Origin of the sequence: Psychrobacillus sp. FSL W7-1457, assembly GCF_038593405.1 — a bacterium.
Lineage (GTDB): Bacteria > Bacillota > Bacilli > Bacillales_A > Planococcaceae > Psychrobacillus.
Map to the genome: position 1 here is coordinate 2,099,761 of NZ_CP151993.1, position 14,556 is coordinate 2,114,316.

Sequence of the window (14,556 nt, forward strand, 5' to 3'; positions counted from 1 at the left end):
TAAAAGCTTTGCACCTCATTTGCGAGAGAACAAGAATATGAAGGTCATAATAGGATGTGAGGTGGCCACTTCCTATAATTTGATGAGATAAATCATTTATACTTGTTCGTTAAATTTCGTAAAACCTCTTCACTTACCGGTCCTATAATCCGTTCTAGTTCTTGCCCTTCCTTATTTAGAACTACCGTAGTGGGTATAGAAACAATATTATAGGACCTACCAAACCGATCCTTTTCATCTAACAAAATAGGATACGTCACTTCATGTGTTGTCATAAACTCTGCTAATTCCTTCGGACCATTATCACGGTCAGTCAAATTGATCCCAATCAATTCCACTTGATCTGGTAAATCTTCAGCAAAATTTTGTAAATGCGGCATCTCTGCCTGACATGGTGGACACCAAGTCGCAAAGAAATTCACCACTGTGAGCTTCTGGTCTTTCTCAGATAAAATATATCTATCATTTGAGGTAGTATTTAAATCGATTGCAACTCTATCAGATGTAGAAACTGTCGCACGTAAATCAGTCACTGTCATTGCCATTAAGCTTAGTACACCAACTAAAGCAATTTGCTGATAGCTTTTCTTTTTTAAAATTAAAGACACAATACTCAATAAATGTGCTATGACTAGTGCATCCATCCATCCACTTACCCATAAAAGAATTGGCCACTGAACAATTAATATCCACTGTTTCTCTTTCATTTCGAGTAAGACTAATACTGCTAACCATATACTTGCAATGACCCATTGCTCCATTAAGATATAGCTTACGAATTGGTGGGCTGCTACAAAGCGGGTCCAATATTGCCATAGCACCTCCCATTCAATTCCTGCTCGATGCTTTACAAGTACAATCATCATCATTAAGAAGGCTAATATATTTCCTTTTAAACCTCCATCAAAGTAGAGAATTGACATAGGTGCTCGGACGAAGCTTTCCCATGCAAATAGGATATAACTAAACTTCCAGATTAAAACGTAAAACCAAAAAAGACGACTAATTATTTTGTCAGTATTTTCATCTTTATTTCTGTTTCTAAAATCGCTGTAGAAAATAGCGATAAAAAACGCAATCCAGGTAATGGGGATTGAAAATTGCCCCAAGGTTATATAAGTCATAAACATCTCCCTTGCATATAAAGGTAGTTCAATCCCAAATGGTGAAATCATTATTTAAAAGGCATGGTAAAGGTTCGGGTTGATTTAGGATGCTCTCTAAATCGGATAGTAGTATTGATTTCCGCGCCAGCCGGACGCTTTCCGTGGGGTGAGCGTTAAGCCATCACCCGTCGCTTACGCGCGCGGTTGTGATGACTTAACTGTCTCACTCATCCCACAGGAGTCGCCGTCTGGCGCTCCAATCAATAAATGGAGTAGGGCTGTAGCTATAATCTATTTATGTACTAACTAGCCATTTAAAATGTACAGTCAGTATAAAAACGCAATGTCTATCCAAGTCAACCAATAACTTTAACAAAGCTATTTAAAATTATATTTCGTCACGATTGGTTCACGATTTTTCTGCTGATCATTAAAATATTCGTATAAGCTTATTCCTAAAAATGAGCCCGAAACATTAAAAACTTCATCATAACCGCTATGCACTAATGCCATGACAGCATTATAACTGCGCTGTGCTGAACGACAATGAACATATACAGGGATATCCTTTGGAATCTCATGCATGCGCTCACGTAACTGACTTAAAGGAATATTCTTTGCACCCTTCACTGCTCCAATTGCAAATTCATTGGGCTCTCGCACATCTACAATAAATGCTCCCGATTCAACTAATGAACGTACGTCACTTACACGTACTTGTTTAAAACGTCCTGCCATCATATTCGTTGCCACCAGTGCCGCTAAATTCACAACATCTTTAGCAGTAGAAAACATTGGAGAATAGGAAAGCTCTAAGTCTTTTAAATCTTCAATTGTTCCATTCATTGTAATTAGGGTTGCTATTACATCGATACGCTTATCTGCATTACCTTTTCCGATAGCTTGTGCACCAACAATACGTCCTGTAGGAACTTCATAAATCAATTTAAAATGTAATGGGTTGCTCGATGGCATCAGCCCAACTTTATCTGGAGCAATTACGTACACTGCATCCACTGGTATGCCAATTTCTTTCGCAGTACGTTCATTTAATCCTGTAGCGGCAGCTGCATAATCAAACACTTGAATACTTGAAGAACCAATTACACCCTTATTTGCATTATGAATACCATATATATGATCTGCAGCTGCACGTGCTTGACGCTGTGCTGGCCCAGCTAATGCTAAACGTGTTGGTTTATTCATTAAACGGTGATATACTTCGATTGCATCTCCAACCGCATATATATTTGTATCATTTGTTTGGTAATTTTGATTTACTTTAATGGCGCCTGTCTCACCAATCTCCAGTCCTGCCTCAACCGCAAGGGAAGTTTCTGGACGAACACCAATTGCCAATACTACGATATCCGCTTCTATTACTTTGCCAGAGCTTAAAGTAATAGAGGACATATTAATCTCAGCTAAGCCATCGTCTACCACCAACTGAATACCTTGATCCATCATTTCCTTATGCAATATTTGTACCATATCTTCATCAAATGGAGTGAGAATCTGAGGTGCATGTTCGATCAATGCAACATCACGCCCAGCTAAGCGAAGGTTTTCAGCCACTTCTACACCTATAAATCCACCACCAATAATCGCAATATTTTTTGCGTCTTTTTTGACAATCGCATCTTGTAATTTTTCAATATCGACTACATTTCGCACAGTAAATACATGTGGTAAATCTGTTCCAGGTAGCTTTGGTATAATAGGGCTTGCTCCTGGCGATAAGATTAACTTATCATAAGATTCATTAGAGAGTTCACCTGTTTCCGCATTTTTAATCGTTACCGTTCTTTCATCACGGTTAATCGAAACGACCTCATTGTTAACACGTGCGTCAATATTATATTTCGATTCAAAGGAATCTGGTGTCATCATTAATAGACGTTTGCTATCTTCTACGATCCCGCTTAAATGAAATGGTAATGAACAATTTGAAAAAGATACATGAGGACCTTTTTCAAACATAACTATATGTGCTTGCTCATCTAAGCGTCGAATTCTGGCAGCTGCCGAAGCTCCACCAGCCACACCACCAATAACCACTATTTTCTTCATCCATATTACCTCCATATGATTGTTTATATCACTAGCTACCGTTTCAAGAACCTTTTAATTTGAAAAACACGATGGTTCTATTCTGCTCATGTCATCACGCATTGCTTACGTAAGACTGTTATAATAACTTCTGCTACTGCAATGCATACATGAAAATTTTCTTGAAAAGATTAATTATCAGGTTAAATTCCACTTACTTTCATCACTTACATTATACCCCTACAGGTATAATGTCAACAAAAAACTATTCTTTTAATAGAGTTTATTGCTCATAGATGACCGTACAGCATTACTAAACCAAAATAACTTATATGTATAATAAATTCCCCAAGTCCAGTAGTCGTCATACGCTGTTCACATTGCTTAAATACTATGATAATATTTTATTATCTAAAAATTCTAATTACACAACTGGCATTCTTAAATAAAAATACATTTGTCTCAAAGAAGTGCGGTGTTAGTAGGAGCGTCCTGCTGTATATAATATTGAAGAGGCTGGGACAAAAGTTCCCTTAAAATAAAGCATTGTTGTTTTCCGTTCCAGCGGACGCTTTCCGGGGGCACGGCTTCAATCTCCTCGTCGCTTTGCTCCTGCGGGGCTTTCAGCTCGCGCTGTTCCCCCAGGAGTCGCCGCCTCCTCTCCAAACAAACATAAAAGAGAACTTTTTATTAAAAAAACATTGTTAAAGCTATTAGTTGATTTTGATTAAAAATTTCTTTTTTATAGTGACTGTAAACATTATAAAAGTGACAATTCAAAGAACTATTAAAAGCATAAATAGATTATGAAATGTGGTGAGAGTCTATTTCCAAGCTTTGTTTATGCGAGTAATTTTATAGATCTTTATCGCTGTATAAAAGCCGTTTGCATTATTGATTGGAGTGCCAGACGGCGACTCCGGCGGGATGAGTGAGACAGATAAGACATCACAACCACGCGCGTAAGCGATGGGTGATGGCTTATCGCTCACCCCGCGGAAAGCGTCCGGCTGGTGCGGAAATCAATTCTACTTTCTAATTTAAAGATTTATTTGCTTCATAAATCAACCCTATCTTTTTATATAGCCTAAAAAAATAAGTTACCTTAAAAAAAATAAAGAAGTGAAATCACGTTGTTATTTCACTTCTTTTAATTTATTTACCAGTTATGTCCCAGCCTCTTCATTTGCAATCTATTTAATATGTCAGATTCCTGAATCGTTCATGAGCACCACTCTCCACCCGTCTGGATCTTCAAATGTAACCCCATTCTTCTCCCAATATGGATTTTCTGATGAGACAGTAGGGTATCCCATATCAATTAATTGATTAACTAGAGTGTCTAGAATGAGTTTTTGAGGAATATAAAAAACAAGTAAATTATCCTTAGAAGGACTAGGACATGGTGACCCGTCCTTATGAGCAGTAAATTCTAAGTGGTACAACTTGTTTGGCAAACCAATCATCACCCCATCGTAGCCGTCATGATCCTTGAAGCTTCCAATTTTCTTTAATCCTAAGCCTTTGTGGTAAAACTCAATAACCTGACTTAACTTATCAGTAGGTCTTGCAATTCTTGTTTGAGCTATGCTATTTTGCCAATGATTCATCGCATTGTCCCCTTTTCGATGAATTGTATCATGTAATATATACCCCTTACTTCCACCATTCGAATGAACTTATGTAGAACATTAACTATTAACTATAGAAGGAGTGTTAAAATGAGACAAATTATTGCAATGGGTGGCGGTGGTTTCTCCATGGAGCCAGACAATCCACTGTTAGATCAATACATATTAGGACAAGCAAAGAAGCAATCACCTAAAGTTTGCTTTATACCAACTGCGAGTGGGGATCAAGACAACTACACAAACAGGTTTTACGAATCGTTTAATAATCTAGAGTGCGCGACCTCTCACCTTTCGTTATTCGAGCCCAACTTTAGTGACTTGGAAGAGTTTATTTTGGAGCAAGATGTTCTGTATGTCGGTGGAGGAAATACTCGAAATATGCTAGTGCTTTGGAAGGAATGGGGACTAGATAACATTATTTTAAAGGCTTATAAAAAAGGTATTATTTTAGCAGGTCTTAGTGCAGGTTCTATTTGCTGGTTTGAGGAAGGACTGACCGATCCATTAAATGGTCCGTTATATAAGCTTGACTGTCTTGGAATTTTAAAAGGAAGTAATTGTCCCCACTACGATGGAGAAAGTAAAAGAAGACCAGCTTATAAAGAAATGATTGCTGAAAACAAAATGAAACCTGGTTATGCAGTAGAAGATGGAGTTGCTTTACATTTCGTGGATGAGCAATTACATATATCCGTTAGCTCTCATATAGATCGTAAAGCGTATTTTGTCAATAGCATGGATTATGCAGTTGAAGAACTTGAAATAAGTACTAAGTACCTAGGTTAATAATATCCATATACTTGGATATTAAAATACTAGTCAAATTTTCTTTGATAGAGTACAAGGAAGCAACATTTCTACTACATAGATGCATAAATACAATAAAAAAATAAAAAATATTTTAATTTCCTCCACAGTTTGACAAATTTTTCATTAATGATACTTTACAATAAAAAAAGTTCATCATTATACCAAGAAACCATTACAGTAAAAATCTGTTAAACGGAGGAAATTATCAGTGGAAACCAAGTGGCATGAAACATCATTATTGATCTTAATAACTAGTAAAAGAAATGATATGTACAAAAAAGCAAAAAGTCTCGGGTTTACTCATCCTGTTGTAGTAGCATGTAGCCAAGAGCTCGATCAACTATTGAATGTTTATCAAGGAAAAGTATCTTGATCATACAAAAAACCAATCAACTATAGCATTGATTGGTTTTTTCGTTATTTTTTATTGAAAAAGCTTTTACCTAGTAATTCAACAGTTTTAGGAAAAACAGCATATAACTTACTAGTGAAACTCATATAAAAAGGTAAATCTACCTCTCTAACAGGCTTATCAATGACTTTCTTAATAGCATCTACAACATTTTGAGGAGAAAGCAAATGTTTGCTCATTTTCTCACGGTAGCCCCCTGTTTGGTCTGCTAAATCTAAAAATGGAGTATCTATCGGACCAGGATTAATAGTGCTCACATGAATACCATATTCCTTTAACTCCATTCGGGCTGCATTTGCAAACCCAATGATTGCATGCTTAGTTGCTGCATACGCAGAAGCCTTAGGTGTGGCAACCTTACCTGCCTGTGATGCTACAATAATAAAATGTCCTGAATTTCTCTCTTTCATCAGCTTTGCAAAATAGTTGGTGAGCATAATAGGTGCTTTTACATTCACACTCAGCATTTGATCTATCTGTTCTTCCTTTAAATCTGTTAGATAAGCAAAGGTACCCACTCCTGCGTTTAATATGACAACATCTGGGGTTTCCACCTTCTCAAAGAGATTTCCATAAGCCGTTTCTGTCGTTAAATCAGCAACAAGGACATGGACTCCTTGCTTTTCCAGCTGATCTAGGGCATTAGTATTTCTCCCTGTTGCATACACCTCATGACCATCCTTTTGCAGTTGTAGCGCCAGCATAAATCCTATACCACTTGTGGCACCAGTAATGAGAATCCTCTTACGCTTGTTCATATAAAAGAATTCCTTCGTCTGTCCGCTTTTCTTGAATGAGACCGTTGTCCATTAAATAATCTATTTGTCCGATTGTTTCAGATAACGTCAAACCAAGCTCTTTTTCGTAGACCTTTGGAAACAACCTCTGAGTTAGTTCAAAAATAGTCTTTTCCCCATCCTTCATCATTTCAAGAACATTTAATGCTCTCTCCCGTTGTCTTACTAAACGAGAGGATATTAAATCAGCGACTCCAAATACCTCATTTCCATGGCCACTGTATACTTTTTGAACGCCCAATGCTTGCACTCTTTTTAACGCTTCATTATACTGAAGCATCGATTTTGGACGAGGTGCGGATTTGTCCAACGGTGGCTCTATTAATGGATTAGAAGAAATTTTTTCAAGGATTAAATCCCCACCAATTAACACCCCATTTTGTTCGTCCCATAAGGAAATATGACTCTGCGCATGACCCAAAGTTTCTAAAACCTGCATATTTGGATGACCTGGTATTGTATCTCCTTCCTTCAACATCGCATCTAATGAACGATTACCGATGAAATTTAATGGTCTCCTCATCTTTTCAATCCATTTTAAGTATTGTTCAGGAACACCTTCCTCGACCAAACAGTTATAGTAAAATTCATCATGATAAGATAAAAATTCTTGATCTTTTCTTAGCCATACTTGGTTATATTCGTGTCCTAGAATCTGCGCTTTTTCAAACGCCTCGATCCAACCCGAATGATCAGGATGATGATGACTAAGGATGACTTGTTCTATATCATTAAGATCATAACCTGCTTCGTTTATACCACTTTTTAAAGCTACTAGTGCTTGTTCCGTTTTTGGCCCTGCATCTACTAGAGTAAGTACATCCCCTTTTATAAGGTATGCATTAACATCCCCTACAGCAAAAGGCGTCGGAATAATTATCTTATGTATCATCTTTTTGTTTCTCCTTTACATGAATGACTATTCATTTATTTTACAGGTTAATAAGTTAGGAGTCACTAAATTAGATTGACTTTTTGTAAAATGACCTCTATAATTTCATTAATTCAGATAATTCTTGCTATGAAGAAGACTAGTACATATATGATGGAGTAAAGAGAGTGAAATGCCTGCTGAAAATTTCATCTCCCTCTCATATAAGGAACCTGCTTCGGAGCTACTATGTAAACATAGTCGTGACCTTCGCGATAAGAAGGAAAAAGATGTGCTATTTTATAGCAAACTTAGGTGGTACCGCGGAAATCAAACGTTTTCGTCCTTATTTAATATAGGGACGGGAGCGTTTTTTTATATTCAAATCTAGGGGTGAGTGGATGGAAGGCTTTCAAAAAATGATAAATGTACTAGTCAAGGAATTCCATATTCAAAGCAATAAAAAGGATGCTTTTTTTAGCCTATTACTCCCCATTTGATATAACTCGTTGTTGATAATTGGAAGGGTATTTAGAAGATAATTTATTGTTATCTAACGTTTGGTTATTATTACTAAAGGAAAGTTGTAGATATGAACTAACTTGAAGGAGGATAAACGTATGACTAATATAGTTTTTGTAGGGGCTGGCTCCATGGCTGAAGCTATTATCCACGGCTTATTGGAGGAAAATAAAGTTTCTCCAGATTCCATTTGTGTCATGAATAAATCAGATCAGAAACACCTTCAGTATTTACAATCTAAGTATCAAATCAATATTATGTGTTCAAAAAAGCTTGCTCTGCAAAAAGCAGACATTGTATTTCTTGCTATGAAACCAAAAGATGCCGTAGAAGCTTGCAAAGATATCTCGTTATATATAAATAAGACGGCTACAATTGTATCTGTCATTGCGGGTGTTTCCATCCAAACAATAGAATTGTACCTTGGAGAGCGACCAATTGCACGTGTTATGCCAAACACCTCTGCCTCTGTTGGTTTGAGTGCTTCTGCCCTTTGCTGTAATGACAAAATAAATGATCTATCTAAAAAGGTAATAATAAACTTATTAGAATCAATAGGAACTGTTATGTTAATAGAAGAGGAAGATATGCATGTCGTAACCGCTCTGTCTGGTAGCGGACCAGCGTATCTATACTATTTTGCTGAACAATTTGAAGCAGCGGCTGTTTTGCACGGGCTAAGTAAGGAAGATGCCCGTCAATTATTCTTTCAAACGATGAAGGGGGCAGCGCATATGCTGATGAACGGCAATTTAGAGCCTTCTGAGCTTAGAAGAAAGGTTACGAGTCCAGGAGGTACAACAGAGGCAGGCATTGAGCAGCTCATGTCACACAAGGTCGACGAGGCTATTTTTGCATGCATAGATGCAGCCCAGCAAAAATCAAGAATTCTTGGGAAGCAATTTGAATAGGGAAACGAAAACATGGTGATCAGAAACCATCCATAGACTTACTGTCAGAAAAAAAGCTGGGGCAAATCTCTAAATATAAAAAGCCTCGAAAATTCTGCTACTAGGTAAAGTTTTCGGGGCTTCTACTCCTATGATATGCAGTTGTTTTCCGCTACAGCGGACGCTTTCCAGGGACACGGCTTCCATCTCCCGCTGTTCCTCCAGGAGTAGCCGCCTCCTCTCTAAACAATAAAAATGAGAGATGTCTTACAAAAAACCATCGGGCTTTAAAAACAAATAAAAACGTGAAATCAAGAATTTAGGGGGTGAAGAAGATCTATGATAGGAACTCTTAGCCACCCAAGCGGGTCGACCTCCCTTCTTCTACTACGGAAAAATAGTAGTACAAACCATGGTTTTGGTGTGTACTACTAATGTTAGTATGTTTAGTTTTCCAGTTTTTCTAATTGACCGTTTATATAATTGAACTCGTTAAAATCATCTGCAATATAAATAGGGAAATTATATGAAGAAACTTGATTTAGCAAAGTTCTCAAATCCTCTGCCATAAAACGAGCACTAATATGGTTGACTATTAAATGCTTAGCTCCAGCACTTTCACAGACATTTGCTGCATCAATAATTGTCGAATGCCCATATTCTCTGGCAAGCTCCTCCGTCCCAATGTCGAAGGTACCCTCATGTATTAATATATCTGAGTCCTTTGCTAAAACAATAGAATTTTCGCAGTGTCTCGTGTCACCTAAAACGGTAACCTTAAACCCATTTTTGGGTTGTCCTGTTACATCAGAGCTCTTGACTGTTTTACCATCTGGTAATACAACATCCTCACCGGATTTTAATAAACGTAATAATGGACCTCTTGGAACCCCTAGAGCATCTGCCTTCTCGATTAGTAACTCAGGAGGAAGTTGCTTTTGGGTTACACGAAAACCATAACAAGGAATAACATGCTCAAGCAATCTGGCTTCTACAATAAACTGTTCATCCTCAAAGATTATTCCCTCTTCTATCTCTACTATTTGAAGAGGATATTTTAATCGAGTTTGGGACGTAGATAAAGTAACCTCTAACCAATCTTTTACACCCTTTGGACCGTATATCGTTAGCTGCTCGTCTCCAGCTAGAAAAGATCTAGAGCCTAAAAGCCCTGGCAAACCATAAATGTGATCTCCATGCAAATGCGTGATAAATATTTTTTCTAGTTTTCTCGGTTTAATAGTTGTTCGGAGGATTTGATGCTGGGTTGCTTCCCCACAATCAAACATCCAATAAGTCCCTCGTTCCTCCAGTAGCTTTAAAATCATCGAGCTTGTATTACGTTGCTTAGAGGGCATACCTGCTCCGGTACCTAAAAACAAAATTTGCATATATATCCAACTTCCTTATTTTATATAATCTTCGTTATATATCATTTTAACATTATGAGCGCTTGGGACAATAGTATGTTCATTATTAGCACTTATACAAACATGCTATTGTTTCCTGAAATATATATCATAACTTATAGATAGCTACAAAAAAACGTTAAACGAGTTTTAAACTCATTTAACGGTCTATGATTAGTGAATGTCACGCTTTTTGAAACTGCCGCCGCGAACCTCTGCTACATCTGTAATTACTACAAATGCACTTGGGTCCTTTTCTTTAATAATTGTAATTAGTTTGTTTTCTTCCATTCGAGTAATGACACACGTAACAATGTCAATTGTTTCATTGGTAAATCCGCCTCTTCCATTCGAATAGGTTACCCCTCGACCAAGTCTATCCTGAATGGCTGCTCCAATTTCCTCTGAATGTTTACTAACAATCCTAGCAGATTTGGATTTTTCAAGACCTACTTGAATAACATCAATTACTATTTTAGCAATATAATAAGTGGTAGCTGAATACAGTGCACTCTCAAGACCATATATGAACCCTGCACCAACAAAGATAAATGCATTAATAAATAATATTATATCCCCCACTGAAAATGGTACTTTACGTGAGACTAGAACTGCCAGTACCTCTGCTCCATCAAGTGCACCACCGTTACGAAGAACGATACCAATACCTACACCAAGCATTACACCACCTGATAATACAACAAGTAACGGGTCTTCCGCACTTAAAATCGGATTAATATGATGTAACAAAACAGTTGAGACTGATAATGCAGCGATACCAATGATACTAAATAAAGCAAACGTCTTACCAACCTGTTTATAGCCTAAATAAATAAAAGGAATGTTTAATACAAATAGTAGGATTCCTAAAGGGATCTCAAATAAATAATTCCCCATGATACTGACACCTGTCACTCCGCCGTCAATTACAGAGTTTGGAATCAATACTGCTTCTAGTGCGTAGGCCGCAATTACCGCCCCTACAATAATCATAATAATTCTGCCTATCGTTTCTGGTGTTTTTGTTTTCTTCATCTACTCGTAAAACCCCTGTTCTTAATAAATTGATTTTTTATCTTTCGTGGTCATCTAAAAAGTCTTTACTAAAACTTGTTTTAGATTCAAAAGATGGTTTTTTATCCAACTTGATACCTCTTTTAATAATCCCTGCTCCAAATTTAGTTTGAAGCTGCTCCACAAGCTTTAATATTGGTTCCTCTTTTGCATGTTCTTCATAGTTAAAAATAGATAATTGCTCTACTGATTCTCCCTTATCAAATACATTGTTAACTGTGACGCCAAGCAATCGAATAGGCTCGCTATCCCAAGCTGATTCAAATAATTGATAGGCTAGCTGAAATATTTCATCCTCTTTAAAGATGCGATTAGTTACAGTCTTACTTCTCGTTTTATTTTTCCAACTAGCATCCCGAATATGTATTGTGATAGAACGTCCAGCGAGGTTTTTAGATTCTAACCGTGACGCGACTTTCCCAGATAGTCTTCTGAGCACTTTTTGAAGCTCATCCATATTTGTTTCATCATATGGTAATGTAGTAGAATTACCTACGCTTTTTGTTTCAAAAATAGATTCTGGATTCACTTCACGATCATCTATGCCATGAGAACGATTATATAACCTCACACCAGCTTTACCTAGCTTTGATTTTAAAATTTCAGGATTGGCACTAGCTATATTGCCAATGGTTATAATACCTAATGATTCTAGTTTTTTAGAGGTACTTTCTCCAACGCCATGCATTTCGATTACTGGTAAGTGCCAAAGCTGTTGCGCGACCTCTCGTTTTCTAAGCACAGTAATACCCATCGGCTTTTTCATATTGGAGGCTGTCTTAGCTAAAAATTTATTAGGGGCAATTCCAATAGAGCAAGGTAAATCTAACTCTCGCAATATTCTTTGTTGAATGGATTTTGCAAATGCTACTGCATCATCTTGCATATCAACATCAGTTAAATCTATATAGCCTTCATCAATAGAGACAGGCTCTACCATTGGAGTATAAGACCGTAATATATCAAACATTGCTTTTGAGGCGGCTCTATAACTTTCAAAATTAGGAGGCAATAAAATTAGTTCTGGGCATTTTCTTTTAGCCTCCCATACTGACATGGTTGTATAAATGCCCCTTGCCCTTGCCTCGTAGGAGCATGTTACTAATATTCCTCTACGTTCCTTCGGATTTCCAGCGACTGCGATTGGCTTACCTTTTAAAGAAGGGTTATGTGCTTGTTCTACAGATGCATAAAAGCTATTCATGTCTAAGTGAAAAATGATTCTGTTTCGTTTAGTCAAGTCTATTCACCTCTTCTACATCTTTAACTCCTTCAAAATAAAAAGGGAAAAAGGTAGCCATTTAATAGCTACCTTCCACTGTCCAATCGAAAAACAGAACTTACCCATGTCTAATATTATATACTACTTACTTCAAGGTTTCCTTTATTGTCTTCTAAATAAGATTGTATATCTTGTATGCCTTCTAATGATCGAACTAAAATAGAAGGGTCTATAATTGTAATCATTCTATCTTCAAGATTAGCAATATTCGTGAAGTATTTTGTCTTAGAATAATTCATAATACCCAGCTGTTTTAAAGACTCAGAAGGGATATCTAAAATCTCCTTCGCCTCTTTCACAAGAATACCAACTGACATTTCTTCCGTATGCATCGTAACAACACGGGCATTAGCATTCATAAGACCACTCTGATTATATAGAATCTGTTCAAAATCAATTATAGGCACAAGCTCTCCTCTAATTTTCATCAATCCTATCAGATAAGTCGGTAAATGAGGGATAGGATTAACTTTATCTAGCTTTTCGATAGAAACTACATGATCAATAGATACTGCATATTCTTCATTTCCGGATTGAAACACAACTACCTTTTGAGAAGACATGGATTAAAACCTCCTGGTGCATTATTCTGCGGCAACCTTTACGATTTCTACAAGTAAATCTGCTAGTTTTTCAAGTTCCTCCACTGGCATTCTTTCGTTTGTGGTATGGATTTCCTCATAACCGACTGAAAGAATTACTGTTGGTACACCAAATCCAGCTATTACATTGGCATCGCTACCACCACCGCTTGTTTTTATATCGGCTTTTCTTCCTATATTTTCAACCGCACGCTTTGCAACCTGTACGACTTGATGATTTTCTTCAAAACGGAAGCCAGGATACATTAATTTAGTTTCCGTAGTAGCTTTTCCACCGAATTGCTCTGCTTTTTCTGCAAATGTATTTACCATATGCTCAACCTGTGCATCTAGCTTTTCTTTATCGATAGAACGAGCCTCTGATAAAATATGAACAGTGTCGCAAACAATATTTGTTGCCTGACCACCCTCGAAGCGACCTATATTAGCAGTTGTTTCATAATCGATTCTACCTAATTTCATAGCTGCGATTCCTTTGGCAGCTAATGTAATAGCTGAAACACCTTTTTCAGGAGCAACACCGGCATGTGCAGTTTTTCCAGTAATGGTAGTCCAAAGCTTTGCTTGATAAGGTGCAGCGGTAACAATACCGCCTACTTCTCCATCACTGTCTATTGCATAACCGTAGGTAGCAGTTAGCAAGGAAGGGTCCATTTCCTTAGCTCCAACTAGGCCACTTTCTTCTCCAGCAGTTATGACAACTTGTATATCTCCATGCTCGATGGACTGCTCTTTTAAACGACGTATTGCTTCGAATAATGCTGCAATCCCTGCTTTATCATCAGCACCTAATATAGTTGTGCCATCTGAGTAAATATAGCCATCTTCTTTAATAACTGGTTGGATTCCCTTACCTGGCACAACCGTATCCATATGAGTAGTAAAGTAGATGCTATCTGCCGAAGACTTATTCCCCTTCAAAGTAGCGATTAAATTACCAGCTCCATGTCCAGTTCTCTGTGCTGAATCATCTTCCAGAACTGAAAAACCAAGCTGCTCGAGCTTATTCTTTAAAATTGGTGCAATTACTTGCTCATGCTTTGTTTCAGAATCTATCTTCACTAACTCAAAAAATTCTTCTATTAAACGATTCATCTTGTA

The 14,556-nt window shown here is 37.3% G+C and carries 13 protein-coding genes and 1 other annotated feature; of the genes, 3 read left to right on the forward strand and 10 right to left on the reverse strand.

The genetic code is table 11. From position 1 onward, the window contains the following. Window positions 1–92 precede the first annotated feature (92 nt). From NSQ95_RS10225 to NSQ95_RS10235, 3 genes are all read right to left on the reverse strand, one after another. Entirely contained in the window at window positions 93–1,124 is a 1,032-nt protein-coding gene (locus NSQ95_RS10225; RefSeq protein ID WP_340883347.1) for a TlpA disulfide reductase family protein, read from the reverse strand. A gap of 360 nt (window positions 1,125–1,484) precedes the next feature. Next, window positions 1,485–3,176 (reverse strand): FAD-dependent oxidoreductase, encoded by a 1,692-nt coding sequence (locus tag NSQ95_RS10230; protein WP_340883346.1) that lies wholly within the window; start codon window positions 3,174–3,176, stop codon window positions 1,485–1,487. A 1,184-nt stretch (window positions 3,177–4,360) separates the two neighbouring features. Continuing rightward, window positions 4,361–4,765: a VOC family protein gene (locus NSQ95_RS10235; protein ID WP_340883345.1), complete on the reverse strand. Its 405-nt coding sequence runs from the start codon at window positions 4,763–4,765 to the stop codon at window positions 4,361–4,363. A gap of 111 nt (window positions 4,766–4,876) precedes the next feature. On the opposite strand from NSQ95_RS10235, the gene NSQ95_RS10240 reads away from it, so the two are divergent. Together NSQ95_RS10240 and NSQ95_RS10245 are read left to right on the forward strand one after the other, a co-directional pair. After that, the gene (locus NSQ95_RS10240) at window positions 4,877–5,572 is read left to right on the forward strand and encodes a peptidase E (protein WP_340883344.1); all 696 of its coding nucleotides are present in this window, start codon (window positions 4,877–4,879) and stop codon (window positions 5,570–5,572) included. Window positions 5,573–5,804: 232 nt separating this feature from the next. After that, window positions 5,805–5,969 (forward strand): aspartyl-phosphate phosphatase Spo0E family protein, encoded by a 165-nt coding sequence (locus tag NSQ95_RS10245; protein ID WP_251552987.1) that lies wholly within the window; start codon window positions 5,805–5,807, stop codon window positions 5,967–5,969. A 44-nt stretch (window positions 5,970–6,013) separates the two neighbouring features. Here NSQ95_RS10245 and NSQ95_RS10250 read toward each other — a convergent pair whose 3' ends face one another. Next, a complete protein-coding gene (locus tag NSQ95_RS10250; RefSeq protein WP_340883343.1) occupies window positions 6,014–6,766 on the reverse strand; it encodes an SDR family NAD(P)-dependent oxidoreductase in 753 nt (250 codons plus the stop codon). After that, window positions 6,753–7,697 (reverse strand): MBL fold metallo-hydrolase, encoded by a 945-nt coding sequence (locus tag NSQ95_RS10255; protein ID WP_342559636.1) that lies wholly within the window; start codon window positions 7,695–7,697, stop codon window positions 6,753–6,755. The genes NSQ95_RS10250 and NSQ95_RS10255 overlap by 14 nt, the downstream gene beginning before the upstream one ends. A 120-nt stretch (window positions 7,698–7,817) precedes the next feature. Then, window positions 7,818–8,027: a binding site (T-box leader), on the forward strand. Between the two features lie 269 nt (window positions 8,028–8,296). On the opposite strand from NSQ95_RS10255, the gene proC reads away from it, so the two are divergent. Beyond that, window positions 8,297–9,109, forward strand: coding sequence for a pyrroline-5-carboxylate reductase (proC, locus tag NSQ95_RS10260; protein ID WP_340883341.1), 813 nt, complete (start codon window positions 8,297–8,299; stop codon window positions 9,107–9,109). Window positions 9,110–9,534: 425 nt separating this feature from the next. Here the strand turns inward: proC and rnz are convergent, their stop codons facing one another. The 5 genes from rnz to NSQ95_RS10285 all read right to left on the reverse strand — a co-directional run bounded on the left by rnz (window position 9,535) and on the right by NSQ95_RS10285 (window position 14,550). Then, the gene (gene rnz, locus NSQ95_RS10265) at window positions 9,535–10,479 is read right to left on the reverse strand and encodes a ribonuclease Z (protein WP_340883340.1); all 945 of its coding nucleotides are present in this window, start codon (window positions 10,477–10,479) and stop codon (window positions 9,535–9,537) included. Window positions 10,480–10,671: 192 nt separating this feature from the next. Then, on the reverse strand, window positions 10,672–11,532 hold the full coding sequence (locus tag NSQ95_RS10270; RefSeq protein ID WP_340883338.1) for a YitT family protein: 861 nt from the start codon (window positions 11,530–11,532) through the stop codon (window positions 10,672–10,674). 37 nt (window positions 11,533–11,569) lie between these two features. Beyond that, entirely contained in the window at window positions 11,570–12,811 is a 1,242-nt protein-coding gene (locus tag NSQ95_RS10275; RefSeq protein ID WP_340883337.1) for a DNA polymerase IV, read from the reverse strand. A 116-nt stretch (window positions 12,812–12,927) separates the two neighbouring features. Then, window positions 12,928–13,416, reverse strand: a complete 489-nt coding sequence (locus tag NSQ95_RS10280; RefSeq protein ID WP_340883336.1) for a chemotaxis protein CheW — start codon at window positions 13,414–13,416, stop codon at window positions 12,928–12,930. A gap of 21 nt (window positions 13,417–13,437) precedes the next feature. Then, window positions 13,438–14,550 (reverse strand): M20/M25/M40 family metallo-hydrolase, encoded by a 1,113-nt coding sequence (locus NSQ95_RS10285; RefSeq protein ID WP_298468522.1) that lies wholly within the window; start codon window positions 14,548–14,550, stop codon window positions 13,438–13,440. Window positions 14,551–14,556 lie beyond the last annotated feature (6 nt).

Excerpts from the sequence above, each read along its gene's own strand:
- NSQ95_RS10235 (WP_340883345.1), bottom strand. The coding sequence starts at position 4,765 with ATGAATCATTGGCAAAATAGCATAGCTCAAACAAGAATTGCAAGACCT.
- proC (WP_340883341.1), top strand. The coding sequence starts at position 8,297 with ATGACTAATATAGTTTTTGTAGGGGCTGGCTCCATGGCTGAAGCTATT.
- NSQ95_RS10250 (WP_340883343.1), bottom strand. The coding sequence starts at position 6,766 with ATGAACAAGCGTAAGAGGATTCTCATTACTGGTGCCACAAGTGGTATA.
- NSQ95_RS10240 (WP_340883344.1), top strand. The coding sequence starts at position 4,877 with ATGAGACAAATTATTGCAATGGGTGGCGGTGGTTTCTCCATGGAGCCA.
- rnz (WP_340883340.1), bottom strand. The coding sequence starts at position 10,479 with ATGCAAATTTTGTTTTTAGGTACCGGAGCAGGTATGCCCTCTAAGCAA.
- NSQ95_RS10230 (WP_340883346.1), bottom strand. The coding sequence starts at position 3,176 with ATGAAGAAAATAGTGGTTATTGGTGGTGTGGCTGGTGGAGCTTCGGCA.
- NSQ95_RS10270 (WP_340883338.1), bottom strand. The coding sequence starts at position 11,532 with ATGAAGAAAACAAAAACACCAGAAACGATAGGCAGAATTATTATGATT.
- NSQ95_RS10255 (WP_342559636.1), bottom strand. The coding sequence starts at position 7,697 with ATGATACATAAGATAATTATTCCGACGCCTTTTGCTGTAGGGGATGTT.
- NSQ95_RS10225 (WP_340883347.1), bottom strand. The coding sequence starts at position 1,124 with ATGACTTATATAACCTTGGGGCAATTTTCAATCCCCATTACCTGGATT.
- NSQ95_RS10285 (WP_298468522.1), bottom strand. The coding sequence starts at position 14,550 with ATGAATCGTTTAATAGAAGAATTTTTTGAGTTAGTGAAGATAGATTCT.
- NSQ95_RS10280 (WP_340883336.1), bottom strand. The coding sequence starts at position 13,416 with ATGTCTTCTCAAAAGGTAGTTGTGTTTCAATCCGGAAATGAAGAATAT.